This window comes from Vibrio sp. LQ2 (assembly GCF_023920125.1).
GTDB classification, from domain to species: domain Bacteria; phylum Pseudomonadota; class Gammaproteobacteria; order Enterobacterales; family Vibrionaceae; genus Vibrio; species Vibrio fluvialis.
Genome location: NZ_CP085308.1, coordinates 2,030,107 through 2,056,290 on the forward strand (window position 1 = coordinate 2,030,107; position 26,184 = coordinate 2,056,290).

General features: G+C 51.8%; 22 protein-coding genes. 11 read left to right on the forward strand and 11 right to left on the reverse strand.

Features of this window, described 5'->3' with window-relative positions:
• The first annotated feature begins 19 nt into the window (after positions 1–19).
• The 3 genes from LGV68_RS09535 to LGV68_RS09545 all read left to right on the forward strand — a co-directional run bounded on the left by LGV68_RS09535 (position 20) and on the right by LGV68_RS09545 (position 2,720).
• Positions 20–1,360 carry a nodulation protein NfeD gene (locus tag LGV68_RS09535; protein WP_222817094.1) on the forward strand — a complete coding sequence of 447 codons (1,341 nt, stop codon included), beginning with the start codon at positions 20–22 and terminating at the stop codon, positions 1,358–1,360.
• A 10-nt stretch (positions 1,361–1,370) separates the two neighbouring features.
• Positions 1,371–2,168: a slipin family protein gene (locus tag LGV68_RS09540; protein WP_020329167.1), complete on the forward strand. Its 798-nt coding sequence runs from the start codon at positions 1,371–1,373 to the stop codon at positions 2,166–2,168.
• 126 nt (positions 2,169–2,294) lie between these two features.
• Complete coding sequence (locus LGV68_RS09545) at positions 2,295–2,720, forward strand: VOC family protein (protein WP_020329168.1); 426 nt, start codon at positions 2,295–2,297, stop codon at positions 2,718–2,720.
• 89 nt (positions 2,721–2,809) lie between these two features.
• Here the strand turns inward: LGV68_RS09545 and LGV68_RS09550 are convergent, their stop codons facing one another.
• The gene (locus LGV68_RS09550; protein WP_020329169.1) at positions 2,810–3,796 is read right to left on the reverse strand and encodes an LLM class flavin-dependent oxidoreductase; all 987 of its coding nucleotides are present in this window, start codon (positions 3,794–3,796) and stop codon (positions 2,810–2,812) included.
• A gap of 103 nt (positions 3,797–3,899) precedes the next feature.
• Between LGV68_RS09550 and LGV68_RS09555 the strand changes: the two genes are divergently transcribed.
• Positions 3,900–4,811: a LysR family transcriptional regulator gene (locus LGV68_RS09555; protein WP_024375380.1), complete on the forward strand. Its 912-nt coding sequence runs from the start codon at positions 3,900–3,902 to the stop codon at positions 4,809–4,811.
• A gap of 204 nt (positions 4,812–5,015) precedes the next feature.
• Positions 5,016–5,165 carry a DUF2474 domain-containing protein gene (locus tag LGV68_RS09560; RefSeq protein ID WP_004726923.1) on the forward strand — a complete coding sequence of 50 codons (150 nt, stop codon included), beginning with the start codon at positions 5,016–5,018 and terminating at the stop codon, positions 5,163–5,165.
• Positions 5,166–5,441: 276 nt separating this feature from the next.
• On the opposite strand, the gene fdhD is transcribed toward LGV68_RS09560, so the two are convergent.
• The 3 genes from fdhD to LGV68_RS09575 all read right to left on the reverse strand — a co-directional run bounded on the left by fdhD (position 5,442) and on the right by LGV68_RS09575 (position 8,307).
• Positions 5,442–6,302 carry a formate dehydrogenase accessory sulfurtransferase FdhD gene (fdhD, locus tag LGV68_RS09565; RefSeq protein WP_252536637.1) on the reverse strand — a complete coding sequence of 287 codons (861 nt, stop codon included), beginning with the start codon at positions 6,300–6,302 and terminating at the stop codon, positions 5,442–5,444.
• A gap of 14 nt (positions 6,303–6,316) precedes the next feature.
• A complete protein-coding gene (locus tag LGV68_RS09570; protein ID WP_020329172.1) occupies positions 6,317–7,219 on the reverse strand; it encodes a LysR family transcriptional regulator in 903 nt (300 codons plus the stop codon).
• Between the two features lie 188 nt (positions 7,220–7,407).
• Positions 7,408–8,307 (reverse strand): bestrophin family protein, encoded by a 900-nt coding sequence (locus tag LGV68_RS09575; RefSeq protein WP_252536640.1) that lies wholly within the window; start codon positions 8,305–8,307, stop codon positions 7,408–7,410.
• A gap of 751 nt (positions 8,308–9,058) precedes the next feature.
• On the opposite strand from LGV68_RS09575, the gene LGV68_RS09580 reads away from it, so the two are divergent.
• From LGV68_RS09580 to cydB, 3 genes are all read left to right on the forward strand, one after another.
• Positions 9,059–11,383 carry an FdhF/YdeP family oxidoreductase gene (locus LGV68_RS09580; protein WP_222771798.1) on the forward strand — a complete coding sequence of 775 codons (2,325 nt, stop codon included), beginning with the start codon at positions 9,059–9,061 and terminating at the stop codon, positions 11,381–11,383.
• 85 nt (positions 11,384–11,468) lie between these two features.
• Positions 11,469–12,833 carry a cytochrome ubiquinol oxidase subunit I gene (locus LGV68_RS09585; protein WP_222735282.1) on the forward strand — a complete coding sequence of 455 codons (1,365 nt, stop codon included), beginning with the start codon at positions 11,469–11,471 and terminating at the stop codon, positions 12,831–12,833.
• An 11-nt stretch (positions 12,834–12,844) separates the two neighbouring features.
• Complete coding sequence (gene cydB / locus LGV68_RS09590; RefSeq protein WP_202650696.1) at positions 12,845–13,861, forward strand: cytochrome d ubiquinol oxidase subunit II; 1,017 nt, start codon at positions 12,845–12,847, stop codon at positions 13,859–13,861.
• A 96-nt stretch (positions 13,862–13,957) separates the two neighbouring features.
• Here cydB and LGV68_RS09595 read toward each other — a convergent pair whose 3' ends face one another.
• From LGV68_RS09595 to LGV68_RS09625, 7 genes are read right to left on the reverse strand one after another with little or no spacing between them, the layout of a single operon-like run.
• Complete coding sequence (locus tag LGV68_RS09595) at positions 13,958–14,584, reverse strand: bifunctional 4-hydroxy-2-oxoglutarate aldolase/2-dehydro-3-deoxy-phosphogluconate aldolase (RefSeq protein ID WP_158143357.1); 627 nt, start codon at positions 14,582–14,584, stop codon at positions 13,958–13,960.
• A gap of 9 nt (positions 14,585–14,593) precedes the next feature.
• On the reverse strand, positions 14,594–15,550 hold the full coding sequence (locus LGV68_RS09600) for a sugar kinase (protein WP_172558605.1): 957 nt from the start codon (positions 15,548–15,550) through the stop codon (positions 14,594–14,596).
• Positions 15,551–15,553: 3 nt separating this feature from the next.
• Positions 15,554–16,966 (reverse strand): glucuronate isomerase, encoded by a 1,413-nt coding sequence (gene uxaC, locus LGV68_RS09605; protein WP_252536642.1) that lies wholly within the window; start codon positions 16,964–16,966, stop codon positions 15,554–15,556.
• Positions 16,967–16,977: 11 nt separating this feature from the next.
• On the reverse strand, positions 16,978–18,441 hold the full coding sequence (locus tag LGV68_RS09610) for a fructuronate reductase (RefSeq protein ID WP_252536644.1): 1,464 nt from the start codon (positions 18,439–18,441) through the stop codon (positions 16,978–16,980).
• Positions 18,442–18,453: 12 nt separating this feature from the next.
• Complete coding sequence (locus LGV68_RS09615; RefSeq protein WP_252536646.1) at positions 18,454–20,829, reverse strand: glycoside hydrolase family 31 protein; 2,376 nt, start codon at positions 20,827–20,829, stop codon at positions 18,454–18,456.
• 56 nt (positions 20,830–20,885) lie between these two features.
• A complete protein-coding gene (locus LGV68_RS09620) occupies positions 20,886–22,187 on the reverse strand; it encodes a TRAP transporter large permease (RefSeq protein ID WP_020329184.1) in 1,302 nt (433 codons plus the stop codon).
• Between the two features lie 11 nt (positions 22,188–22,198).
• Positions 22,199–22,726 (reverse strand): TRAP transporter small permease, encoded by a 528-nt coding sequence (locus tag LGV68_RS09625; RefSeq protein ID WP_024374297.1) that lies wholly within the window; start codon positions 22,724–22,726, stop codon positions 22,199–22,201.
• Between the two features lie 345 nt (positions 22,727–23,071).
• Here LGV68_RS09625 and LGV68_RS09630 point away from each other — a divergent pair, with 345 nt between their 5' ends.
• From LGV68_RS09630 to uxuA, 3 genes are all read left to right on the forward strand, one after another.
• Entirely contained in the window at positions 23,072–24,028 is a 957-nt protein-coding gene (locus tag LGV68_RS09630) for a TRAP transporter substrate-binding protein (protein ID WP_225869412.1), read from the forward strand.
• A gap of 106 nt (positions 24,029–24,134) precedes the next feature.
• Positions 24,135–24,905, forward strand: a complete 771-nt coding sequence (locus LGV68_RS09635; RefSeq protein ID WP_020329187.1) for an FCD domain-containing protein — start codon at positions 24,135–24,137, stop codon at positions 24,903–24,905.
• Positions 24,906–24,971: 66 nt separating this feature from the next.
• Positions 24,972–26,159 (forward strand): mannonate dehydratase, encoded by a 1,188-nt coding sequence (gene uxuA / locus LGV68_RS09640; RefSeq protein WP_020432200.1) that lies wholly within the window; start codon positions 24,972–24,974, stop codon positions 26,157–26,159.
• The last annotated feature ends 25 nt before the right edge of the window (positions 26,160–26,184 follow it).

Genomic DNA, 26,184 nt, shown 5'->3' on the forward strand with positions numbered 1-26,184 from the left:
TTTTGTATCGGAACTGCGTATGTATCGTCGGGTGATGGAAGTGCTGCTCACCAGCCTTCTGAGTTTTTCAACACTGGCGACGGCTGATACAACGAATGCGCCAGCGGCGCCTTCTCAAACCGTTCCAGTGATCGCCATCAGTGGTGCCATCGGCCCTGCTGTAGGGGATTACGTCATCAAAGAGCTTCAGCGCGCCAATCAGCAAGTGCATGCTCCTGCCGTGATTGTGACGCTCGACACCCCGGGCGGCCTCAGCTCGACCCTTCGTGACATTAACCAACATATTCTCGCCTCCGACATACCGGTGTTGTGTCTGGTCTATCCGCCGGGCGCACGCGCCGCCAGTGCCGGTACCTACATTCTCTATGCCTGTCATATCGCTGCGATGGCGCCAGCGACCACGCTCGGCGCTGCAACCCCGGTTCAGATTGGCGGCCCGTCACCGGGTGGCGGTGAGCAGCAGGATAAACCGAGCGAACCGACTGCGATGGAGAAAAAGGTACTCAATGATTCGATTGCCTACATTCGTTCGCTGGCACAGCTGCGTGGGCGCAATGTGGAATGGGCTGAAAAAGCGGTGCGCGATGCGGCTACGTTGTCTGCGATTGAAGCGTTGGAGATGAATGTCATCAATGTGATGGCCGAATCTCCGCAGGATTTGCTTAATGCCGTGAACGGACAAACGCTGGATGTGAATCACCGCGCTGTCAGTCTCAATGTCGACAAGGCACAACTCGAGATTCGCGAACCGGATCTGCGCAATCAGTTTCTTGCCACCATCACCGACCCGAACGTGGCTTATATCCTGATGATGATTGGCGTGTACGGTCTGCTGCTTGAGTTTTACACCCCAAGCTTCGGCATTGCCGGCATCACCGGGGCGATTTCATTGTTGATTGCGCTCTATGCCTTCCAACTGCTGCCAGTGAACTACGTCGGCATGGGACTCATGCTGCTCGGGATTGCACTGTTTATTGCCGAATCGTTTCTGCCGAGTTTCGGTTTACTGGGCATTGGTGGGATCGTGGCATTTGTACTCGGCTCGGTGTTTTTGATCGACAGCGATTTGCCAGAACTGCAAGTGTCTCTGGGGCTGATTTACAGCATCGCGGCCGTCTCGGCGGCACTGATCATCTTCGTTTTAAGCCGAGTGATGGAGCTGAGACGAAAACAGGTGGTCAGCGGCCAGGAAGCGATGTTGGGTATGGAAGGCATGGCGCTCGATAGCTTTGAAAGCCAAGGTTTTGTCCATGTCGATGGGGAGCGTTGGGAAGCGTTGAGCGATGTCCCGCTGCGCAAAGGTGACCTGATTCGGGTGATTGCCGTAGACGGATTGACCTTACAAGTGACCAAAAAATAAGGAGGCGGCTATGCCGGGTATTCCAGTAAACACTGAGCTGCTGACACCAATTCTGCTTCTGGTGTTGATCGTGCTGATTGCTGTGCGGCTGTTTCGAATTTTACGCGAGTATGAGCGTGGCGTGATTTTCTTTCTTGGCCGTTTCCAGAAGGTCAAAGGTCCGGGGCTGATTATCGTCATTCCGGTCATTCAACAAATGGTGCGGGTGGATCTGCGCACCGTTGTGATGGATGTGCCGAGTCAGGATGTCATCAGCCGTGACAACGTCTCGGTGCGCGTCAATGCGGTGATTTATTTTCGCGTCGTCGACTCGCAAAAGGCGATCATCAACGTAGAAAACTATCTCCAGGCAACATCGCAGATAGCGCAAACCACCTTGCGATCCGTACTTGGTCAACATGAACTGGATGAAATGCTGGCCAACCGCGAAATGCTCAATGCGGACATTCAGGCCATTCTGGATGCGCGCACGGAAGGGTGGGGCATTAAGGTATCGAATGTAGAAATCAAACACGTTGATTTGAACGAGTCGATGATTCGCGCCATTGCCCGTCAGGCCGAAGCGGAACGGACACGTCGTGCGAAAGTGATTCACGCTTCGGGGGAAATGGAAGCGTCTGAAAAACTGGTGGAAGCGGCGAATCGCCTGGCGGCAGAGCCCAACGCGATATTGCTGCGCTACCTGCAAACGCTGACGGAAATCGCGGGTGAGAAAAGTTCGACCATTCTGTTTCCCATGCCAACGACATTGATGGAAGGCTTGTTTCAGAAACTTAATCAGCCGGACAAAAAAGACCCCGAGTCATAACGAGATTTTCCGCCGTGCAACTTGGCGCAAATCGCCTATCTTTAAGTGTGGTGATTTGCGCTTTTTCAATGAGATAGCGCAAGTCACCGCATCCCCATAATGCTATTCATAACCAAGGAAGTTTGCATGAGTTTACAGCCGTTTCATTTGGCCATTCCGGTTTACGATGTTTCGCTTGCACGTCAGTTTTACAATCAGGTGTTTGGTCTGGAAGAGGGGCGCTCGGCTGAGAGCTGGGTCGATTTCAATTTCTTCGGTCATCAGTTAGTGATTCACTACCACCCGAAAACGGCCGATCAGGAGCGGGCAGTGACCAACCCCGTTGATGGCCATGATGTGCCAGTGCCGCACTTTGGTGTGGTTTTGGCGTGGAACGATTGGGAAGCGCTGGCAGAGCGGTTGAAATCGCATCAGGTCGAGTTCGTGATTGAGCCATATATTCGCTTTCAGGGGCAGGTTGGCGAGCAGGCCACGATGTTTTTCTTCGACCCGTGCGGCAACGCGTTGGAATTCAAAGCGTTCAAAGATATGAGTCAGCTGTTTGCTAAATAGTTTTGCTCGCAACAAACCAAAAGCCGTGTGTTCACACGGCTTTTGACGCTGAATGCTGACGCCCCTCACACGGGGTGTGCCAGAAGCGTTTAGCGTAATTCCGCCAGCAGTTCGTAAGAGCGCAGCTTCTCCTGATGATCATAAATCATCGCATTGACCATGATCTCATCGGCGCCCGTGCGTTCAACCAGCTCTTCAATGCGGCGACGCACCGTGTCCGGACTGCCGTGAATCGATTCACGAAGTTGACTTTCCACCTGACGCTTCTCATGCGGCAACCACAGTGGATCCATGCTCATCACCGGTGGAGGCAGCTTGTCGCGCCCACCACGAATCATCTTGAGAAACTTCTGTTTCTCCGTCGTGCCCAGATACTGCGCCTGACGGTCGGTTTCCGCCACAATGATGTTCACCCCAATCATGGCGTAAGGTTTATCGAGTTGCTCCGACGGGCGGAAGTGTTCGCGATAAATCTCCAGCGCACGCAGCATCGCATCTGGTGCAAAGTGAGCCGCAAAAGCAAAAGGCAGTCCCTTAATACCGGCAAGGCGCGCGCTGTAAGTGCTTGACCCCAATAGCCACAAAGGCACCTTGGCATTGTTTCCCGGGAACGAACGGACCGGCTGATTATCAGAAATCGGCCCCATAAAAAACTGCAGCTCTTCCAGCAGTTCATCAAAATCAGGATCCATTCGCTCAGGATCGCGGCGCAGTGCATGCATGGTCGGGTAATCGGTGCCCGGCGCGCGGCCAAGTCCCAAATCAATCCGGCCCGGATACAAGGCGTCCAGCGTGCCGAATTGTTCGGAAATAATCAGCGGTGCATGGTTGGGCAGCATAATGCCGCCGGAACCCAGGCGAATCGTGTCGGTTTGCGCGCCAATGTGGCTGAGCAGCACAGCGGTCGCGGCGCTGGCGATGTCTGGCATGTTGTGGTGTTCGGCCATCCAGAAACGTTGATAGCCAAGCTTTTCGGCGTGTTGAGCCAATGAAACGGACTGTTTAAATGTCTGATGGAAATCAGAACCTTCTGAAACCGGAGCCAAATCCAGAATCGAAAACGGAGGTAAAGGCATGACGACTCATTCTTGTTATCAGTAATGGTGAGACTATGCCTGTTTCTTTAACTAAGATAAACTGCCTTCAAATCGATTCTATGTTGAATTCAGTTCTACAATTATGCGTAAAGACGATCATTTCAGCGGTATCACAGCGTTTGTCTGCACCGCTCAACACAAAACGTTTACCGCCGCTGCCGAGCGGCTCAACCTGACTAAATCCGCGGTGGCGAAAAGCGTGTCGCGCTTGGAAGAGCGCCTTGGCGTCAAGCTGCTGCATCGTTCCACGCGCCAACTGACACTGACGCCGGAAGGGGAAGCGTACCTCAAAAGTTGCCTCGATATTCTGGGTCAGCTTGAGTGCGCTGAAGCGCTGTTGCAAGCCAAAGTCGACAAGCCATCGGGCAAGCTGCGGATTGATCTTCCTGCGGCATTCGGGCGCAAAAAGGTGCTGCCTTTGCTATTGACCATGAGCGCGCAGTATCCGGAACTGTCGCTGGCGGTGACGTTCAACGAGCGCTTTGTTGATATCGTCGAAGAAGGGCTGGATGTGGTGGTGCGCATTGGTGAGTTGCAGGAAAGCAGCGGGCTGGTTGCGCGTCATCTGACGGTACAAAAAATGGTGATGTGTGCTGCGCCGGATTATGTGGCGCGCCGCGGCGTGCCATCCAGTTTTGATGATCTGAAAAATCATGACTGCGTGGTGAGTTTAAAGCAGAATCAGCCGCTCTCGTGGGTGGTGAAAAACTGCGACGGCGAAACTGTGCGTTTTAAGCCGCCAGCGACCCATGAATTCAGTGACGGCGACGCGATACGTGAAGCCGTGATCGCGGGTTGCGGAATTTCGCAGTTGCCGCTGTGGCTGATTCGTGACGATTTGCAAGCGGGCCGATTGCAGGAGGTGTTGCCGGGCCATTGTGCAGGTTCATCGCCGATTCACGCAGTATGGCCGAAGAACCGCCATTTATTGCCTAAAGTCCGCTTTGTGATTGATGAGTTGGTAGCGTTCGCGCAGCAAGGCCAATTCGATTAATTCGTCAGACGTTCGTGATGAAAAATGAATAAATTCATCGAGGGTTCAACGCATTATTTTTATTGATTGATGGTATCGATGAGTCTATTTATTAAACCGATTTGACCCAAGTGACGCGAGGATTAATATGGATGAATCAAGTCTGTATTGATTCGGCTGACGGAAATAACTTTCCGTTGGTGAATCTATTATTGGGAGTCGATCATGAATCATCATTTGAAAGAGAAACCGCGTTCAACGGCGATGGACCTGCTGTGGATGGGCGCCATCTGGACGGGCAGTGTGCTGACGCTAGGCGTTGTCGCCATGGGCTTTCGTGCCCTGATGTCTGCTGCTGGGATGAGTAGCCACTGAATCGTTGGCAAACGAGATCTTAATGTTTCAATTGTGCGAGAAGAAATAAGGCGAATGACGATGACGTTGTTCGCTTTTTTATTATCGGTCGTCAGGGTAAAAAAAAGAGATAAATCATTCCGTCGGAAAAGGAATGATTTATCTAAGGCGTTGCGAAGAGGAACAACGTAAAAATACCCTTGTGACCCAAGGTGATTGGGGTATCAATTATCGAGAAAGTGAAAATAATCGAGAAAGTAAAAATAATCGCGGAGCACTTTGTCTCCGCAGTAGAAATTAACGGTGCAGATCGACAATATTGTTGCTGACCGGGGCCGGGCTGTATAAGCGCGGTGCGCTGCCTTTTGGCAGGTGAATCAGGTTCAGATGATGGCGACGTGCCCATTGCACGGTCAGCGCCGTTGGCGCCGACAACGTCACTAAGGTGGCAATTTTAGCGCGCACCGCTTTGTGAATCAGTTCCAGGCTGCAGCGACTGGTCATCACCACAAAGCCGTGTTGTGGATTCACTTTGTCATTGACCATCGCACCAATCAATTTATCCAATGCGTTGTGGCGGCCAATATCTTCGCGGCACAGCGTGATCTCGCCTCGTTCGTTGGCATACAAAGCCGCGTGCAACGCGCCACTATGACGGGCCAGAACCTGTGCTTGTTGAATACGATCGCGCAATTCGTTGAACAGAACCGGGTTCGGCGGTGCAACAGGAGACAGCGGCGTTAACAATGGCAGCGCTTGATCCAGCGCTTCCACACCACAAATGCCACAACCGCTGGTGCCGGCCAGTTGGCGACGCTGGGTTTTCAGCGACCAGAAGGCGCGATTGGCGATGTCGACGGCGGCATGATGAGACTCTGCCCCCATGCTCAATTGCACGTCGTGGATTTCGCTGGCAGCCTCGACGATGCCGCTGCTGATGCTGAATCCTTTGACGAAATCTTCAAGATTGCCGGGCGTCACCATCATGACTGCGTGGCTGATGCCGTTGTAGCTGATCGACAACGCCGTTTCACTGGCCAGCGCATTGACGCCTTGGGTGTGTTCGGCATTCATTTCAACATAGCCATATTGATCAGGGGCGGGCGGCGCGAAATTCGCTTCAGCCAGTTCGGTCAGTTGAGTCACAGTGCACGTCATGGTGATCTCCCGGTTTAATCCGACACGTTGTGGTCGGTAGCAAAAATTTTCTGTGCTTTGGCAAAGCAACGCTCAGCCAACGCGGAGCGAGGCTCGGTTTTGCGCATCAGTAAGCCGATGCGTGAATGCACTTCGGCTTGTGCAATCGGAATCATGCGCAGGTGCTCGTTCATGGTCTCCATACCGCTGTTCAGTGGCATGATGGCGCAGCACAACCCGGCATGGACCGCTTGCAGTAATTGAAAGGTGGAATCACTCTCCACCTGAATATGTGGCTCAATCCCCTTGCTGCTAAAGCTCATGTCAATCGACTGGCGGTAATGCATCCCTTTGGTCAGCAAACCCAGCGGAATATGGCCGAGGCTTTCCCAATCCATTTGCGTGTCAGCAAATCCGAAATGACGGGTATCGTGCAGCAGCCCCATGCTGGTAGCCGCCAGTTCAATCACTTCAAAATGGGTGGTATCGACCTGATCGAGATAGCACAAGCCCAAATCCAACTGATTGCGGTTGAGGCCGTCAATCACCTGTTCGGACGTCACCGAGCACAACTGATACCGCAGTTCAGGGTAGCGTTTTGACAGCGGTTCGAGCAGCGCCATTGGGTTCAGGCTCGCCAGCGGCACCATGCCAAAACGAAGGCTGCCCACCAACTGGCCGCGGCAATTGGCTGCTTCTGCCTGTAATCCATCGTGGGCAGCGAGCACGCTGCGCGCCCAGGCCAGAATGCGGTCGCCCGCCTCAGTAAACCCTTCAAAACGCTGACCGCGGTTAATCAGGGTCAGTTGCAGCTCATCTTCCAGATTGCGAATGCGCATCGACAAGGTGGGCTGCGTGATGTGACACATTGCAGCGGCTTGCCCAAAGTGTTGGGTTTCGTCGAGCGCAATGAGATATTTCAATTGCTTAATGTCCATAATGCTTCCTTAAGCGGCCGGTGTTTTTTACTTGGGCGGCACGTTGTCGTGCTCGTATTGTTATTCGGCCACTTGTGTTGAGACTGACAGACTGAGTGTGCTCAGTACTTATTATCTTATACCCGCCTGACTTGAAGTGGCAGCGGTGTCCGCTGCGCCAAAGCCGTTGGGGTGGTCATACGTTGCGACTAGTTGAGCACATAATCAACCGGCTGCAAAATCGGTGGCAGCTCCGCCACGTTGAGCGCGTCCAAAACGTCACGTTCAATAATTCTGACCAGCGCATCCATTGGCAGATCGTTTTCATCACGGCCAAAGGGATCTTCCAGTTCGTCCCCAATCGCATCTAAACCAAAAAAGGTGTAGCTGACGATGGTGGTAAAAATCGGCGCAATCCAGCCCAGCGGCTCTGCCATCGCAAACGGCAACAACAAACAAAAAATGTAGTTGGTACGGTGAAAGAGCAAGGTGTACGGAAAGGGCAGTGGCGTGCTTTTAATGCGTTCACATGTCGCTTGTGCTTCTGACAGGCGTTGCAACAGCTCTTCCAGCATCACATAGCGCCACTCACTGATGCTGCCTGCTTTGGCGAGCTTGGAATAGCCGCGACTGATATGGCGCAAAATTCCGTCGCTGACGTTGTGTCCGTATGTCTCTGCCCCTTGACTGAGCCAGTCTTTCGCAGCCTGATACTCGTCTTCGTTGCGTAGCCGAGCCGCCAACGCGTGGGTAAAACCGCACAGCTCTTTTAACAGCGACGTACGCAACGCTTCATCGTCAATCACTTCACTGGCGCGAGTAAATGAGCGCACTTCGGTAATCACGTGTCCCCACGCCTGACGACCTTCCCACCAACGTGAGTAACAGGCATTGTTACGAAAACTCATAAAGATGGACAGCGAAATACCCAACAAAGTAAACGGCGTGGCATTCACATGGGTAAAAAATGTCGGCAACATCCCTTCCACTAACACAATTAATGACGCCAGAGCGGTGATCATAAAACTGCGTTTAGCAATACGTTTTGCAATGGAACCTTTTAATGAAAATAAAACATTCGTTAAATTAGGTTTAGGATGAACGATCATGATTTTCCCATGAGTAATAGTTTTAACGTTACTTTAATCAGAATATTATTGTTGAGGTTTTTAATGGCGATAATATTCTATTTTAATCCTATTGATGATGCCGGTTTAATGGCATCTGACATGCTTTTTAAAAGCACTATTTCTTGACAGGTCTGATTCAGCACATTGACAAAAACGGATACAAAAACGGACTCGGTTGCGATTGAAATCTGCATGTTTCTTGATCTGAATCAAGAATAAGATCGAAAACACCCCGGGTCAAATCAGTTGTTTTTATCGCGTGATAGAGCGTTTCTATCACGCGCAACCCATGGTCGGTTCAGTGCTTGAAGTAAAAATAAGTGCCGAATTTAGAGTGAGTTACTCGAACAAATGCATCGGTGTGCTTATTGGAAATGCATGAGTCTGGAGCGTGAGTCGAGATTAAAAATAACGTCTGCCTTCATTTAAGAATGAATCAATAAATTACTTTTTGTGTGGTTATCTCTGCTTTATCTGAGTGATAGATTTCGTCGATGATTAATTCAATAAGTTCAATTGGACGGTCGTAAAAATACGATTTACGCTCTAGGAAAATAAAAGGCACGACCAAAAAATATCGTTGGTTGTGTTTAATTACAACTCAATGAACCTTATTTATTTCGTGCATCTTTGTGCATCAATATAAGCACAAGTGGTCGAAATAATATTTGCCATCGCTCACCGGTAAATAACGCATCGTTCATTGAAATTCCTAGAGAGGAGTGTCGTCATGAACCAAAAGGAACACATTAAAGAGTATCCCGGACCTGCAGCAGGCTGGGGCGCGCTCAAAGCGGTCACCAAAAGCTGGTTAGGCAGTGAGAATGCGTTTCGTAATCTGAGAGCGATGTTGAAAACCAACCAGAACGGCGGCTTCGACTGTCCGGGATGTGCGTGGGGCGAATCGCCTGAAAACGGGATGGTGAATTTCTGCGAAAACGGCGCAAAAGCCGTCAACTGGGAATCCACCAGCCGTCTTGTGGATCCGGATTTCTTTGCCAAATACAGCGTTTCGGAACTGACGAAACAAACCGATTACTGGCTGGAATATCAGGGCCGCCTGAGTCATCCGATGCGTTATGATTCTGAAACCGATCACTACGTCGAAATCTCCTGGGACGATGCGTTTGCGATGGTCGGACGCCACCTCAACGCGCTGGCGTCACCAGACGAAGCGGAATTTTACACCTCTGGTCGTGCCAGCAATGAGGCGGCGTACATTTATCAACTGTTTGTACGAGCGTTTGGCACCAATAACTTCCCTGACTGTTCAAACATGTGCCACGAAGCCAGTGGGATTGGCATGTCCGACACCATCGGGGTCGGCAAAGGGACGGTGGTATTTAAAGATTTGGAATTGGCGGATGCGATTTTTGTCATCGGCCAGAACCCAGGGACCAACCACCCGCGTATGCTTGAACCTTTGCGTGAAGCGGTTAAACGCGGCGCGCAGGTTATTTGTCTGAACCCGCTCAAAGAACGCGGTTTGGAACGTTTCCAACACCCACAACACCCGATCGAAATGTTGAGCAACGGCTCGGAGCCGACCAGCAGTGCTTATTTTCGCCCCGCTTTGGGCGGGGATATGGCCGTGTTCCGTGGTATGGCGAAGTTTCTGCTGCAATGGGAGCGCGAAGCGCAAGCATTGGGTGAAGCGCCGGTTTTCGACCACGATTTTATTCGCGAGCACACCACGGGCGTGGATGCTTACTTGAACGTTGTCGATCGCACCTCGTGGAAACACATCACTCAGCAATCGGGTTTGGGACTTGATGAAATCGAAGTGCTGGCACGCATGTATCGCCGTGCTGAACGCGTGGTGATGTGCTGGGCGATGGGGCTGACTCAGCACCGCCACTCCGTGCCGACTATTCAGGAAGTGGTGAATTTGCAGCTGCTGCGCGGGAACGTTGGCAAACCGGGTGCTGGGCTGTCGCCGGTGCGTGGTCACAGTAACGTGCAGGGTGACCGCACGATGGGGATTGATGAACAGCCGCCGGAGTTTCTGTTGGATGCGCTGGAAAAACGCTTCCAATTCAAAGTGCCGCGCGAGCATGGCCATAACGCCGTGCTTGCCATCAAGGCGATGGAAGAGAAGCGCGCCAAAGTGTTTATCGGCCTTGGTGGTAACTTTGCGCAGGCAACGCCGGATACACCACGTACTCATGATGCGCTGCGCAATTGTGAGCTGACCGTGCACATCGCCACCAAACTGAACCGTTCACATCTGGTGACTGGTCGCGATGCGTTGATCCTGCCATGCCTTGGCCGCACTGAAATCGATATTCAGGCCAACGGCCCGCAGGGCGTAACGGTTGAAGATACTTTCAGCATGGTGCACCTCTCCTATGGTCAGCTCAAAGCGCGCTCGCCATCTCTGCGTTCTGAGCCTGCGATTCTGGCGGGGATTGCCAAAGCGACACTGGGTAATTTCCCAATCGACTGGGACTGGGCGATTGCCGACTACAGTCACATTCGTGATTTGATCGCTGACACGATTCCCGGGTTTGAAAACTTTAACCAGCGTTTGCAACATCCGGGCGGTTTCTACCTGGGCAATACGGCGGCCCGTCGTGAGTGGAATACCGCCAGCGGGAAAGCGCAGTTTGCTGCGCCAGCACTGCCGGATCAATTGGTGAACGAAAACGTGATTCAACGCGGCGATGCGCCGGATCTGATCCTGCAAACCCTGCGTTCTCACGATCAGTACAACACCACGTTGTATGGGCTGGATGACCGTTATCGCGGCGTGTTTGGCATGCGCGATGTGGTGTTTGTCAACGCAGAGGACATTCGTCGTCTGGGCTATCAACCGGGCGATAAAGTGGACTTGGTGACCTTGTGGGACGACGGACTGGAGCGCCGTGTCAGCGGTTTTGAACTGGTGGCGTATGACATGCCAACCGGGCAGGCCGCGGCGTATTACCCGGAAACCAATCCGCTGGTACCGCTCGACAGCTACGGCGATCGCACCTTTACGCCGACCTCCAAGTTTGTGGCCATCAAACTGGAAAAAGCCAAACCAAGCAGCGTGATTCCAACCACTGCACTGTAATTCGGTTTACTTCTGTTTATCTCATTGGCCCTGCTTTGTGTTATGCGGCAGGGCCAGCGACCTCTGAAAGATTAAGGATTCTGGTATGTTTCATTTAGAGGCTCTCGACCTGGCGCGCATTCAGTTTGCGTTCACGGTGTCGTTTCACATTATTTTCCCGGCGATCACCATTGGGCTGGCCAGTTTTCTCGCGGTGCTGGAATGGCGCTGGATGAAAACCGACAATCCGGTATACAAAAATCTGTATCACTTCTGGTGCAAAATTTTCGCCGTTAACTTTGGCATGGGCGTGGTGTCCGGCTTGGTGATGTCGTATGAGTTTGGCACCAACTGGGCGCGCTTTTCTGATTTCGCCGGCAGTGTCACCGGACCACTTCTGACCTACGAAGTGCTGACGGCCTTTTTCCTCGAAGCCGGATTTTTGGGTGTCATGCTGTTTGGCTGGCACAAAGTCAGCCGCCGTATGCACTTCTTTGCCACGGTGATGGTGGCGATTGGTACGCTGATTTCAACGTTCTGGATCCTGTCGTCCAACAGTTGGATGCAGACTCCGCAAGGCATTGAAATTGTGGATGGCCGCGTGGTGCCTGTCGACTGGTTTAAAATCGTGTTCAACCCGTCATTCCCGTACCGACTGGCACACATGGCATTGGCTGCCTTCCTGTCGACGGCATTCTTTGTTGCCGCTTCAGCGGCCTGGCATTTACTGCGCGGTCGCAAGAGTGCTGAAGTGAAAAAAATGTTCTCAATGGCTATGTGGATGATTCTACTGGTGGCGCCACTGCAAGCGGTGGTGGGCGATGCACACGGTTTAAATACGCTTGAGCATCAACCCGCGAAAATTGCGGCGATTGAAGGGCACTGGGAAAATAAACCGGGCGAAGCGACGCCGTTGATCCTGTTCGGGATTCCGGATATGGACGCGGAGAAAACCCGCTTCAGCCTTGAAGTGCCGTATCTGGGCAGCTTAATTCTGACCCACAGTCTGGAGAAACAGATCCCGGCGCTGAAAAGTTTTGCGAAAGAAGACCGACCCAATTCAACCATCGTGTTCTGGAGTTTCCGCGTGATGGCTGGCCTTGGCATGTTGATGATTCTGTCTGCGTTGACCGCGTTGTGGCTGCGTCGCAAAGGCAAACTTTACGACACCAAACTGTTCCATCGCTTTGTCCTGCTGATGGGGCCATCGGGACTGATTGCGCTGCTGGCAGGCTGGTTCACGACGGAGATCGGCCGTCAGCCATGGGTGGTGTACGGCATGATGCGCACCCGCGATGCGGCGTCGAACCATGATGTATTGCAGATGAGTATCACGCTGGCGCTGTTTGTCATCATTTACTTCTCGGTGTTTACCGTCGGGATCACTTACATGATGCGCTTGGTGGGCAAAGGTCCGACAGCGGTTGAGCAAGAACACGTGAGCGATGACCCGCTCAGTCTGGCGAAATAAAGGAGGACAACATGACCATTCAAGGTATCGATTTATCCGTGATTTGGGCCGTGATCATCGCGTTTGGCTTGCTGCTGTACGTGATTCTCGATGGCTTTGACTTAGGCTTAGGCATTCTCTTTCCGTTCATCTCCGACCCAAAAGAGCGCGATGTGATGATGAACACGGTCGCGCCAGTGTGGGATGGCAACGAAACCTGGCTGGTGTTTGGCGGAGCGACGTTGTACGCCGCATTCCCGCTGGCGTATTCCGTCATTCTGGAAGCGCTGTATCTGCCGCTGGTGCTGGTATTAGCGGGGCTGATTTTCCGTGGCGTCGCATTTGAGTTTCGCTTTAAAGCGTCAGCGAAATCCCGTCACTGGTGGGATAAAGCGTTCATCGGTGGCTCGATCATGGCGGCGTTTTTCCAAGGCGTTGCACTGGGCACTTACGTGGCGGGCATTCCGGTGGTGAACCGTCAGTTTGCCGGGGGTGATTTTGACTGGTTGGCGCCGTTTCCACTGCTGTGTGGGTTGGGTTTGACGCTGACCTACGCGCTGCTGGGCAGTACCTGGTTGCTGATGAAAACCGACGGCATGCTGGAGAGCAAAATGCGTCACTACAGTCGCCCGCTGACTTACGCGTTGATCGTGATGATTGCGATGGTGGCGGTGTGGACCGCGTGGTTAAACCCGCAAGTGGCTGACTTGTGGCTGAGCGGTCATCACTGGGTCTTTACGGCGTCGGTGGAAGTGTTGGCGGTGATTGCCGTGGCACTGATTCTGCGTAATCTGCGCAAACGCCACTCTTACAAACCGTTTGTTGCCACGCTGTTTTTGATTGCACTCGGCTATGTGAGCCTGATGATCAGCATCTGGCCGAGCATCATTCCGCCATCGGTTGACTTCTGGCAGGCGGCGTCACCGCTTTCCAGCCAACTGTTTGCGTTGATAGGCGTGTTGTTTATCCTGCCCGCGATTCTGGCGTACACCGCTTGGGGTTACTACGTCTTTCGCGGCAAAGTGCAGGTGGGCGAGGCGTATCACTAACACCATCCCGCCAATAAAAAGGGCTTCAGATGACTGAAGCCCTTTTGGCGTGAGTGCGGAGAATGCTCTTCTGGCTTGAAGAGCTGGATTGATGGATTAGCGCGTCAGAGCAACGGCTTCGCGGGTCAGGCGCGCCAGTTCTTCCCATTCCCCGTTTTCGATCAGCGACTTTTCGACCATCCAGGTACCGCCGCAAGCAATGACGCGCGGGATCGCCAGATAGTCATTCACGTTGGACGGTTTGATGCCGCCGGTTGGCATCAGTTCCAGATCGGTATAAGGCGCAAGCAGAGATTTCACCATGCTGATGCCGCCAGAAGGCTCGGCCGGGAAAAACTTCATAGTGGTCAGGCCCATTTCCAGCGCTGCTTCAACGGCACTTGGGTTGTTGACGCCGGGGATGATCTCAATGCCCAGCTCCTGACAGGCGCGCACGGTATTCGGGTTAAAACCGGGCGAAACGATGAACGTGGCGCCGGCTTCTTTGGCGGCAATCACTTGCGCGCGGTTAAGCACTGTTCCCGCGCCAATCAGCATCTTCGGTTGAGATTCACGCAGCAGACGAATCGCTTCTTCGGCTGCATCGGAGCGAAACGTAATTTCAGCCACCGGCAGGCCGTTTTCGACCAGCACTTTACCCAGAGGAATGATGTCCTCCGCGTTGTCGATGGCAATCACAGGAATAATTTTAAGAGCTTTAATTTGTTGTTTAATGTCAGACATGGTTGTTCCTTATTGGGCCAGCAAAGCGGCCTGAGTATGTACTTTGTCGATAATCGCGCCGCGATGCTGAATGACAACGCCAGCAAGTTGGTTACCACGCTGGCACGCGTCAACCAGTGAGTAACCCGCCAGATAAGCGGAGAGAAAGCCGCCATTGAACGAATCGCCAGCGGAGGTGGTGTCAACCACGTTGGCGACCGGCGTTGTCGCGACATTGTGAGTGACTGAGCTGCGCTCCTGAACCGAACACCCTTGCGCTCCGTTTTTGACCACACAGCGGTTTACGCCGAGCTGGGTCAGGCGACTGAGCGTTTGTGAAGGCGTGACATCACCCCATAACAGTTGTTCGTCATCAAAGGTGACCAGCGCAAGATCGGTGATCTGATACATGGCTTCGTAGATGAATCTGACGGTCGCGTGTTGGTCGTTTGGCCACAGAGCCGGGCGAAAATTGCTGTCGAAGGCGATTTCCACCCCTTGCTGACGCAGCTGTGCCAGCAGATGCAGCAGTTCAATCCGATCCTTTTCTGGCAATATGGCGAGGGTGATGCCGCTTAAAAACACCATGTCCACCTTCGACAAAGCGCACTTGATCGCCGCGAAATCGGCATGTTGCATCAGATAGCGCGCGGCAGATTGATTGCGCCAGTATAAAAAGGTGCGCTCTCCCTGCTCATCGAGTTGGATTAAGTACAACCCCGGTGTTCGTTGTTCATCCCGCAGCACCCACTGCGTCTCGATACCTTCATTCTGCCAGCGCTGGATCATGCCCTGACTGAGCGGGTCGCTGCCCAAAGCGGTAACGTAGGAGACGCGAATATCCTGAGTTGCCCCGTTGGCTTCGCGGCCGCGGCAGAGGTAAATCGCGGCGTTGAGGGTATCGCCGCCGAATGTTTGCTGCATAGGGCCGAACGGTTTCCCGTTCAGCTCAATCATGCATTCGCCGATGATGGCGATGTGTTTCATCGCTCAGGCCCTCACTTCAAAATAACGCTGGGCGTTGCCGAAACAGATGTTTTCGACCATCGGGCCGAGCAGCGACAAATCGTTAGGCACTTCGCCATTTTCTGCCCAACGGCCAAGGACGTCGCACAGAATGCGACGAAAGTATTCGTGGCGCGTGTAGGAAAGAAAACTGCGTGAGTCGGTCAGCATGCCAACAAACTGGCTAAGCAGGCCAAGCTGAGACAGTTGCTCAATCTGGCGCTGCATGCCGTCTTTCTGATCGTTAAACCACCATCCCGAACCAAACTGCACCTTGCCCGCAATGCCGCCACCCTGGAAGTTGCCGATCATGGTCGCCATCATTTCGTTATCTCTGGGGTTGAGGCAGTACAAAATGGTGCGTGGCAACTGGTTCGATTTATCCATCTCATCCAACAGGTGCGCCAGTTCAAACGCAAACGGGCGGTCACCGATGGAATCAAACCCTGCGTCGGCGCCAAGCAGCGCAAACATGCGGCTGTTATTGTTGCGCTGGGCACCAATGTGCATCTGCATCACCCAGCCTAGCTGAGCATAACGCTGGCCAAGCCAGACTTGCACCGCGGTTGAAAACTGGGCGCATTCTAATTCGCTGGGTGTCTGACCGCTAAGACGGCGCGCGAGCAGGGCATCCAGTTCCTGTTCCGTCGGAATAGGAGCAAAACGCACAATCTCAATCCCATGGTCGGCAGCGCGGCAGCCGTGCGCGTCGAAGTGCGCCAGACGTTTATCGAGTGCGCTGAGCAAATCGCCAAAGCGGATAATCTCAATATCCGCTGATTGCCCCAGTTTTTGCAGGTAATCGGCAAAGCCATCGAGTTCAATCTTAAACGCTCGATCCGGGCGCCAGCTTGGCAACACGGCGATGTCGAAACTATCGTCCTGCGCAATGGCGTGGTGATGTTCAAGGGTGTCGGTAGGATCGTCGGTCGTACCTGCCATCACGACATTCATCTGCTGCATGATGCCGCGGGCCGAGAACTCGGGGGTGGCCAACAGTTCGTTGCACTGGTGCCAAATGGTTTCGGCGGTCTGCGGACTGAGCAGCGTACCAGTAATGCCAAAGGGGCGACGAAGTTCCAGATGAGTCCAGTGATACAGCGGGTTACCCAGCGTTTGCGGTACGGTCTTTGCCCAGGCAAGATACTTGTCATAGTCGCTGGCATCACCCGTGATCAAGGATTCTGACACACCGGCAGAGCGCATACCGCGCCACTTGTAGTGATCGCCAGCCAGCCAGATTTGCGTCAGGTTTTCGAAGCGGCGATCGCTTGCGACTTCCGCCGGATTCAGGTGACAGTGATAGTCGTAGATCGGCTGCTTGCTGGCGTGCTCGTGGTAGAGGCGACGAGCCGTTTCCGTGGAAAGTAAAAAATCTTCGCACATAAAGGTTTTCATCGTATCTCTCCTTATAGCGCCGCGACTGTCGCGCGGGCACCGTTATCCAATAGTGACTGATAGGCGCGGCTCACCGCGTCAATAACCTGCGGGTTCTGTCCCAGCTCGCGTGGAAAGATGGCTTCGATGCCGAGTAATGCCGGTACGACGGAGACATGAAAACCATGCTGATCACAAATGTGGCGCAGTTGTTTTGCCATCGGATCACGCACATCAATCTCGTTGCCCGCTTCATCAATCCCCGAAACGTAGCGCATCCAGCCGGCGATCGCGGTGGCAATCCAAGAGAAATCGGTGCCATTGGCTAAATGGTATTTCAGGCTGCCGCCCATGCGCTGCGGGATCTTCTGGCTGCCGTCCATGGCGATTTGCCACGTACGGTGTTTCAGGCTCGGATTGGTAAAACGTTCAATCAGCAGCGTGGCGTAGGCTTTCAGGTCTGTGCCTGCTGGCATAGAGAGAGACGGCGCCTGCGCTTTCATCATCATGTCGAATGCCGCTTTGCGATAGCCAGCATCAGTCATGGTGTCAGAGATGTGGTCGTAGCCACCAAGATAGCCCAGATACGCAAGGAATGAATGGCTGCCATTGAGCATTCTCAGTTTCATCTCTTCGTAGGGCACAACGTCCGCGACAAACTCTGCGCCAGCGACATTCCACTCAGGACGACCTGCGACAAAATTGTCTTCGATCACCCACTGACGAAACGGCTCACAGGCAATCGCGCATGGGTCGTCACAGCCGAGTAAGGAGGCAATGTCGCTCAGTGTTTCCGGCGTTGCGGCAGGCACGATACGATCCACCATCGTGCAGGGAAACGTCACGTGCGTTTCAATCCAGTCACGAAACTCAGCATCAAGTGACTGCGCAAATTCAAGGATTGCCGCTTTGGCTACATGGCCATTTTCCTGCACGTTGTCGCAAGACATGACGGTAAACGCTGGCAGACCTCGTTCGCGGCGTAATTTCAGCGCCTGCACGATATAACCCAGCGCCGATTTGGGGTGTTGTGGAGTCAGCAAATCCTGTTGAACCAGCGGATTGTTCTTATCCAGCTTGCCTGTTGCCGGGTCCGTGCAATAGCCTTTTTCCGTGATGGTCATTGAAACAATCGCGACCTGAGGTTCAGCCATTTTTTCCAGAATGGCTTGGATGCCATTTTTAGCCGGGTGCATCGCCTCGGTAACCGAACCAATCACTTTAACTTCGGTACTTTCTGCGCCTTTCTCGGCAACAGAATAGAGATGATCCTGTTTACACAGCGACTGGATCAGCGACTCTCCGCCAAACAGGTTCACTTCGCAAATGCCCCAATCGCTGTCGGTTTTCGCCAACATCTCGTGGGTGAATAGTCCTTGGTGGGCGCGGTGAAAGGCGCCAAAACCCAAATGCACGATTCGGGTCACCAGACGGCTTCGGTCATACTCTGGCAGCGAGATGCCAGAGTTGAGCGGTGTATTTGCAATATTCTTCATCTTGTCAGGCTCTCAGATTGAAAAACGATAAGTGTGGCCGGCCAGTTCACCGTCGATAACCAGTTGCCGTGTTTCGGTTTGTGGCAGTCGAATCTCAATATTCGAGTAATCGGGTTTGAAGTCACCACCCCGAGTCAGCGATACATGAATGTTCTTTGCATCGCTGGTCACTGACAGCGCGAGTTCCAGATACTGACCATCCTGATAGGCATAGCTTTCACCATCGTCATCGAATATGGTCTGAGTAAAGCTGTGCGCGCCCTGGGCAGGGAAGAGCAAAATAGTACGCTGGTGATCGTCCTGAGTGTTCTGCACACCGACGTCGCGATTGAGTGGCAACGCGCATCCGGCTTTGACCAACAGAGGAAGGGTCTCCAGTTCAGCCGGCAACGTGATGGTTTGACCCGCGCTAAACCATTGATGAGTGTAAAAGTCATACCAGCCAGCGGTGTTATCCGGCAGATAGACCTCGCGCTCGCGCTGACCCGGTTCAACGACAGAGGCCACTAACAGGGATTGGCCCAGCATAAAGTCGTCATTTTCTGACCAGGTATTGGCGTCGTGCTCATGATCAAGAAACGTCGGACGCAGCATCGGCTGGTGATGGCGGTGTGCCTGCCAGAGCGCATCGTACAGATAAGGCATCAACTGGTAGCGTAAGGCCATCGACTTGCGAATAATCGGCGTCACTTCCGGATACATCCATGGTTCGTTGACGGTGCCGTCATCATTCCATGAATGAATCGTAAAGCGTGGGTGCATCACGCCATTTTGAACCCAGCGCACGAACAGTTCAGGATCCGGCTTGTCGCCAGAGAATCCACCGACGTCATGACCCAGGTTATAAAGACCGGACAGACTCATGCCCAGACCCATTTTTATGTTGTATTTGAGGCTGGTCCAGTTGGTACGGTTATCGCCACTCCAGGTTTGTACGTATCGGTTCATGCCCGGACAGCCGGAGCGGGAAATCAGATACGGGCGCAGGTGTGGCGCGAATTCACGTTGCGCATGGTAGGAGGCTTTCATCATCAGCAGCGGCTGCAGTGGTCTGATCAAACCCACCGGAATCGGATTGCCGAAGCCGAAACAGCGCGCGTCTTGATCCCAGATCTCATATTCGTTGTTGTCGTTCCAGGTTGCATCGATGCCCTTTTCAAGCAGCTGCGTGGTGACATTATGCTTCCACCAATCAACGGTTTTCGGATTGGTGAAATCGAGGTGCGAGCCGTCTGCATCCCAGAACACCGAGATTTCAGGAGTGTCGCTTTCGGAATCCTGAATAAACAGACCTTGCTGTTTGACGTCCTGATACATCGGATGGTCGTGAAGTAAACACGGTTTGATGTTGGCCGCCAGTTTTAGGCCGTGCTGGTGGAAATGCGCTGACATGCCTTGCGGGTTTGGTACTTTGTCGCTGTTCCAGTTAAACACGTAGCGCTTGTCACCGATGGAGGTATAGCCGGACGACAGTTGGAAAGAGTCGCAGGGAATTTGATGCTCCTGACATTGATCGACGAAACTCTCCAGCAATTCCTGAGAATTGGGTTCATCGGTATAGCGCATGGTTGAACCACTGTAACCCAGGCTCCATTTCGGACCGAAGAGGGTGCCGCCAGTTAACTTGGTAAATGCGCGGGTCACATCAAGAACGCTCGGGCCAAGAATGAAATAGAAATCGAGATCGCCATCTTCAGCGCGATAGCTGCGGTATTTGATGTGATAGTTGTCGAGCTCATTACCTAAATCGAACCAGCAACTGGCCAGGTTATCGTAAAACAGACCATAGCTGACGTTTTGTGGCGTGCGTGTGATGTAGAACGGAATGTGTTTATACAGCGGGTCGGTTGAGCTGGCGTTGTAGCCCATCGCATCCAGGTTGCGCATTTCAAAACGGCGCCCTTCGCGGTTCAGGTTGCCTGTTTTTTCACCCAGACCGAAGTAATACTCGTCATCACCGCGATGCATAAAGTGTGCGACGCCTTGTGAGCCGGTAGCTAACTGAATCGCCCCCGTTTTACGATCGTGAGCCAGCGGCTGCCAATCGCCCTCAGAGAAATGGCTCCAGTGCAGTTGCAACGGTTGAGTGATGGTCAGTTTGAGACGATCGGTGGCAATTTCAATCTCATCATCTGAACGTGTAAGTTGATAGTCTGGCAGCGAATAGCCTTGTGTGGAGGTTCTTTCTCGGCCGTTCCATGCGATATCGTCGGCTGAAGGCGAAACAGTCCAGGTTCTATCAAGGCGTAACTGCTGATTTTTCTTTACCAGCACACGAAGGATGTCTTTTTCGAGAATGAAGATGTGTAGCGTGTGTTTCGAATCGCATCGAAGAATCACTTCGTTATCTTGAGCTGAATCCCATTCCCAATGTTTGAGCGTTTTCATTATTTAGTCCTTAAATTGGAGCGCACAAGCTGTGCGCCCCGAGAATGCAAGCGAGATTAATAACCAAGGAAGGCGTGAGGCAGCGCCAGGCTGATCTCCGGGACGTAAGTGACGAGCATCAGCGCCAGCACCAACACTGCGTAGAAAGGCAGCAGAGGTTTAATGACTTTATCGATTTTCACCTTGCCGACAGAGCAGCCGATGAACAGGGCGCTTCCTACTGGCGGCGTACAGATACCGATACACAGGTTGAAGGTCATCATGATGCCGAAGTGGACCGGATCCATCCCTAAATCCATCGCGATAGGCAAAAAGATAGGGGTAAAGATCAGCAGGGCCGGTGTCATATCCATAAAGACGCCCACAATGAGCAGAATCAGGTTAATGATCAGAATGACGACCATGGGATTTTCGGACACGTTCATCAACGCATCGCTGATCATGTAAGGAATATCGGCGTTCGCCATGGCCCAGGACATGCCCATTGAGGCACCGATCAGCAGCAGAACAATCGACGTGGTGACCACCGATTCCAGAATGATGGAAGGCAGTTGCTTGAGGGTCACTTCACGATAGAACACCACCGCGAGAAGCAGGGTATAGATGACCGCAATGGCAGACGCTTCTGTTGCGGTAAAAATACCACCGATAATACCGCCCATGATGATGATAATCAGGCCAAGGCTTGGCAGCGCATCCAATGTTTTTTGCAACACAATTTGACGGCTTGGCTTTTCGGAAACCGGGTAGTTACGTTTTTTGGCAATCAGCGCCGCGACAATCATGAGTCCCAAACCCATGATCAAACCCGGGATGTAACCGGCCAGAAACAGCGCACCAATTGACGTGCCGCCAGAAATCAGTGAATAGACAATAAAAGTATTGCTGGGCGGGATAAGCAAACCTGTCGGGCAAGAGGTGATGTTTACCGCCGCGGAATACGCCGGATCGTACCCTTCTTTCTTTTGCAGCGGTGACATGGTGCCGCCGACTGCGGCTGCAGAGGCGACTGCTGACCCTGAAATTGCGCCGAACATCATATTCGCCAGCACGTTAACGTGAGCCAGTGATCCCGGTAATTGGCCGCCAATCACTTTCGCAAATTCGATCAATCGCAGCGCGATGCCACCCTGATTCATGATATTGCCCGCGAGGATGAAAAACGGAATTGCCAGCAGCGAGAAGCTATCAAGGCCAGATGCGAGTTTTTGAGAAATCACGGCAATGGCTGCGTCAAACGGTAACGACAGCATCACGGTCAACAACGAAGAAATCGCGATACCAAATGAAATCGGCACCCCTAATCCCAGGAAAACAAAGAAGGTACCAAACAGAACGATAATAATTTGCCAATCCATGAGTCAAATTCCTATTTAAATTGGTTAGCCACAGAATCCACTTTGCGCTGCTTTCCGCACTTCAGTGTTCTCAGGTTGGTCAAAAAATCGGCTGACAAGTAGATCAGCATGAACACGCCACTTAAAGGAATGGCGGAGTAAACGTACCCCATTTGCAGATTCAGAGCAGGAGAGACCTGACCACTGGCGAGGATTTGCAGCATCAGTTTCCCACCGCCGTAAATCATGATCACGCTGGCAAAAATGACGCTTACGATGTTGATGACGAGGCGAAGAACACCAAGCTTTGTAGGCTTGTTCTCTAACATTTGTTCAAGTAATTCAATCGCTAAGTGGCGTTTCTGCCCCAGGGTATAGGCAGCGCCCATCAGGCCGACCCATATAAAAAGGAAGCGGGCAAGTTCATCGGTGGTGGTGCTTGGTGCATTGAGCACGTACCGAGAAAAAACTTGCCAGACGACGCAGGCAACGAGAAAGCTGGATAACACGATGCAGAACGTCGACAGCCCCCGATTAATGATGCCTATTAACTTGTCCATAATGACTCCTGGTAAACCAATTTTTGTTATAGGTGTGTAGGGATAGGTTGTTTTCCTTAAAATCGGTTGAGATTAGAGCATGTGAAGACAAAATGGCCTGTGATCAAACTCTCATTAACATTTGGTCTGAACAGTTGGGTGTGGTTTTTATGATATTGGTCAACCAATTTGAAGTTTTTGGTTGAAATTGGTTTGCTTTGACAGATAAGTTAATAGGGAATTACTGCAGATGAGATAGGAATACATGCAGTACTCATCCAGTGATCTGAAAGATAACGCATGAAAACAACATAATTCTAAATGGAGAACATTATGCGGTTTAGTAAAAAAACACTGTCTGCCGCTATGGCATGTGTGGCTGCTGCTTCAATTTCTTTTTCTGTCTCTGCTACCACTATTCTAAAACTGAGTCATAACCAGGATCGCAACCACCCGGTGCACAAGTCGATGCAATACATGGCCGACAAAGTCAAAGAGTACACCCATGGAGAGGTGAAAATTCGCATCTACCCTAATGGACAGCTGGGCACGCAACGCGAATCAATGGAACTGTTACAAAATGGTGCGCTGGATATTGCTAAATCCAACGCCAGCGAGCTTGAGTCGTTTGAACCGGCTTACGGCGCGTTCAACATTCCTTATATCTTCCATGACCGCGACCACTTTTACCGCGCCTTAACCGGTAAAGTGGGTGATGAAATTCTCGATGCATCAAAGGGTAAAGGTTTTATTGGCTTAACGTATTACGACGGTGGCGCGCGCAGTTTCTACGCTCAAAAGCCGATTAAGTCGCCAGCGGATCTTAAAGGGATGAAAATCCGGGTTCAGCCAAGTCCGACTGCGGTCAATATGATTAAGCTAATGGGCGGCGCACCAACACCTTTGGCTTACGGTGAACTGTATACCGCGCTGCAACAAGGTGTGGTGGATGGCGCAGAGAACAATGAAACCGCGTTGACCAACTCACGTCATGGCGAGGTGGCGAAATATTTCAGTATGGATGAACACACCATGATTCCTGATGTATTAGTCATCAGCGAAAAATCGTGGAACAAACTCACTCCTGATCAACAAACGGCAGTGCGTAAAGCGGCAAAAGAATCGATGCTGTATCACAAAGATTTGTGGACCAAGATGATTGCTGAAGCGCAGGAGCAAGCAAAATCCGCCATGGGCGTTGCATTTGTACCTGTCGAGAAGCAGCCGTTTATCGATGCCGTAAAACCGATGCACGATGAAGCGCTGAACAATGAAGCGATTGCGCATTACGTGAAGGAAATTGATGCATTGGCATCAAATTAGTTAGCCAAATCAAAGGTTGACCTTAGATTGGTTGACCAATTATTTAGGGTTCGATTATAGTTGCACCTGTACAAAACAATACCGGTAGTGAATTAAGTGAGATCATATGGGTATTCAGACAAACTTGAGTGTTAGTGTTGGCATGATTAATCCAAAACGTCTTTATCAGGAAATTGGCCTCGGGCTGCAGAAACGTATCGCATCTGGTGAATTTGGTCTCGGGGATCGATTACCTCCCGAGCGTGAAATCGCCGAAGAGTTGGATGTGAGTCGTTCTGTCGTTCGCGAAGCCATTATCATGCTGGAACTTCAAGGGTTTGTTGAAGTACGGAAAGGGTCGGGAGTTTACGTCATTAAACTTCCGAGCTCTTTAAACGAAGATCAGGATCCTGAGTTAAATCGCAATAGCGATGTTGGTCCGTTTGAACTGTTACAAGCTCGTCAGGTTTTAGAAAGTCAGATCGCTAGTTTCTCTGCTTCTAATGTCACTAAAAATGATATTTCTCGTCTTCGTTCTTATTTGGACCAAGAGAGAATTAATCTCGAGAGTGATAAAGAAGATTACGAATGCGATCGTATGTTCCACTTAACGATCGCTGAAGCCTCTCAAAATAGCGTTCTGAGTGACATTCTCCAAGACCTATGGAATCGACGAGAAGAGAGTCCAATGTGGCAACAACTGCATTCACGTATTACCAGCAACACCTACCGTTACCAATGGTTAGAGGATCACGAAAAAATCCTCTTGGCGTTGCAAAAGCGTGACCCGGAAGGGGCAAGAAAAGCGATGTGGCAGCACATCGAAAATGTTAAGCAGACGTTGTTCAAATTATCCGATGTGGATGACCCTTCTTTTGATGGCTATCTGTTTCGCTAATTCTTTGGATATATCGCTGTAGCAGTCATACGACGTTGCTCAACAATATATAACTAGGAAACTATTATGGAACAAACTTGGCGTTGGTATGGCCCAAGCGATCCTGTGTCTTTGGATGATATTAAACAGGCAGGCGCGACGGGAATTGTAACCGCTTTGCATCATATTCCGAACGGGGAAGTGTGGAGCAAAGAGGAAATCCTCAAGCGTAAAGCTATTCTTGAAGCGAAAGGTTTCAACTGGTCGGTGGTAGAAAGTGTTCCTGTACACGAAGAAATTAAGACTCGCACAGGCCAATACGCGCGTTGGATTGAAAACTACAAGCAATCTCTGATCAATCTGGCAGAGTGCGGCATCGATACGGTGTGCTACAACTTCATGCCAGTGTTGGACTGGACGCGTACTGATCTGGAATACCAGTTGGCAGATGGCTCGAAAGCGCTGCGTTTTGACCAGATTGAGTTTGCTGCATTTGAACTGTTTATCCTCAAGCGTCCGGGCGCCGAAGCCGAATACACTGAGCAGGAACAGCTGCAAGCGAAAGCCTGTTATGAAAGCATGTCTTCGGCACAAATCGAAAAACTCACCTCAAACATTATTGCGGGATTACCTGGCGCAGAAGAAGGTTACACACTGGAAGAGTTTCAGGCTCGTCTGGATACTTATCAGGGTATCGATAAAGACAAATTGCGCGAGCATATGGTGCTGTTCCTGCAAGAGTTGATGCCAACCTGTGAGCAGTATGGTCTCAAGCTGGCGGTACATCCGGATGATCCACCGCGTCCGATTCTGGGCTTGCCGCGTATTGTCTCGACGATTGAAGATATTGAAGCACTGACAACGGCAGTACCAAGCATGATGAACGGTATTACCATGTGCACCGGTTCTTATGGTGTGCGTGGCGATAACGATCTGGTGCGCATGATTGAAACCTATGGCGATCGTATTTACTTCACGCATTTACGTTCGACCCTGCGTGAAGAAGGCAATCCGATGAGTTTCCATGAAGCGGCGCACTTAGACGGTGATGTCGACATGTATAACGTCATCAATGCGCTGCTGAAAGAAGAGCACCGCCGCGAACAACAAGGCAACGTGCGTCGCATTCCAATGCGTCCTGATCATGGGCATCAGATGATTGACGATCTGAAAAAGCAAACCAATCCGGGCTACTCGTGCATTGGACGCTTAAAAGGACTGGCGGAGATCCGCGGGGTTGAATTGGCGCTCAAACGTGCCTTTTACACCAATTAAATGTCATTAAAAAAGGAACGCTGAG

Coding starts and splice junctions, on each gene's coding strand:
- LGV68_RS09535 (WP_222817094.1), top strand. CDS start 20: ATGTATCGTCGGGTGATGGAAGTGCTGCTCACCAGCCTTCTGAGTTTT.
- LGV68_RS09540 (WP_020329167.1), top strand. CDS start 1,371: ATGCCGGGTATTCCAGTAAACACTGAGCTGCTGACACCAATTCTGCTT.
- LGV68_RS09545 (WP_020329168.1), top strand. CDS start 2,295: ATGAGTTTACAGCCGTTTCATTTGGCCATTCCGGTTTACGATGTTTCG.
- LGV68_RS09550 (WP_020329169.1), bottom strand. CDS start 3,796: ATGCCTTTACCTCCGTTTTCGATTCTGGATTTGGCTCCGGTTTCAGAA.
- LGV68_RS09555 (WP_024375380.1), top strand. CDS start 3,900: ATGCGTAAAGACGATCATTTCAGCGGTATCACAGCGTTTGTCTGCACC.
- LGV68_RS09560 (WP_004726923.1), top strand. CDS start 5,016: ATGAATCATCATTTGAAAGAGAAACCGCGTTCAACGGCGATGGACCTG.
- fdhD (WP_252536637.1), bottom strand. CDS start 6,302: ATGACGTGCACTGTGACTCAACTGACCGAACTGGCTGAAGCGAATTTC.
- LGV68_RS09570 (WP_020329172.1), bottom strand. CDS start 7,219: ATGGACATTAAGCAATTGAAATATCTCATTGCGCTCGACGAAACCCAA.
- LGV68_RS09575 (WP_252536640.1), bottom strand. CDS start 8,307: ATGATCGTTCATCCTAAACCTAATTTAACGAATGTTTTATTTTCATTA.
- LGV68_RS09580 (WP_222771798.1), top strand. CDS start 9,059: ATGAACCAAAAGGAACACATTAAAGAGTATCCCGGACCTGCAGCAGGC.
- LGV68_RS09585 (WP_222735282.1), top strand. CDS start 11,469: ATGTTTCATTTAGAGGCTCTCGACCTGGCGCGCATTCAGTTTGCGTTC.
- cydB (WP_202650696.1), top strand. CDS start 12,845: ATGACCATTCAAGGTATCGATTTATCCGTGATTTGGGCCGTGATCATC.
- LGV68_RS09595 (WP_158143357.1), bottom strand. CDS start 14,584: ATGTCTGACATTAAACAACAAATTAAAGCTCTTAAAATTATTCCTGTG.
- LGV68_RS09600 (WP_172558605.1), bottom strand. CDS start 15,550: ATGAAACACATCGCCATCATCGGCGAATGCATGATTGAGCTGAACGGG.
- uxaC (WP_252536642.1), bottom strand. CDS start 16,966: ATGAAAACCTTTATGTGCGAAGATTTTTTACTTTCCACGGAAACGGCT.
- LGV68_RS09610 (WP_252536644.1), bottom strand. CDS start 18,441: ATGAAGAATATTGCAAATACACCGCTCAACTCTGGCATCTCGCTGCCA.
- LGV68_RS09615 (WP_252536646.1), bottom strand. CDS start 20,829: ATGAAAACGCTCAAACATTGGGAATGGGATTCAGCTCAAGATAACGAA.
- LGV68_RS09620 (WP_020329184.1), bottom strand. CDS start 22,187: ATGGATTGGCAAATTATTATCGTTCTGTTTGGTACCTTCTTTGTTTTC.
- LGV68_RS09625 (WP_024374297.1), bottom strand. CDS start 22,726: ATGGACAAGTTAATAGGCATCATTAATCGGGGGCTGTCGACGTTCTGC.
- LGV68_RS09630 (WP_225869412.1), top strand. CDS start 23,072: ATGGCATGTGTGGCTGCTGCTTCAATTTCTTTTTCTGTCTCTGCTACC.
- LGV68_RS09635 (WP_020329187.1), top strand. CDS start 24,135: ATGGGTATTCAGACAAACTTGAGTGTTAGTGTTGGCATGATTAATCCA.
- uxuA (WP_020432200.1), top strand. CDS start 24,972: ATGGAACAAACTTGGCGTTGGTATGGCCCAAGCGATCCTGTGTCTTTG.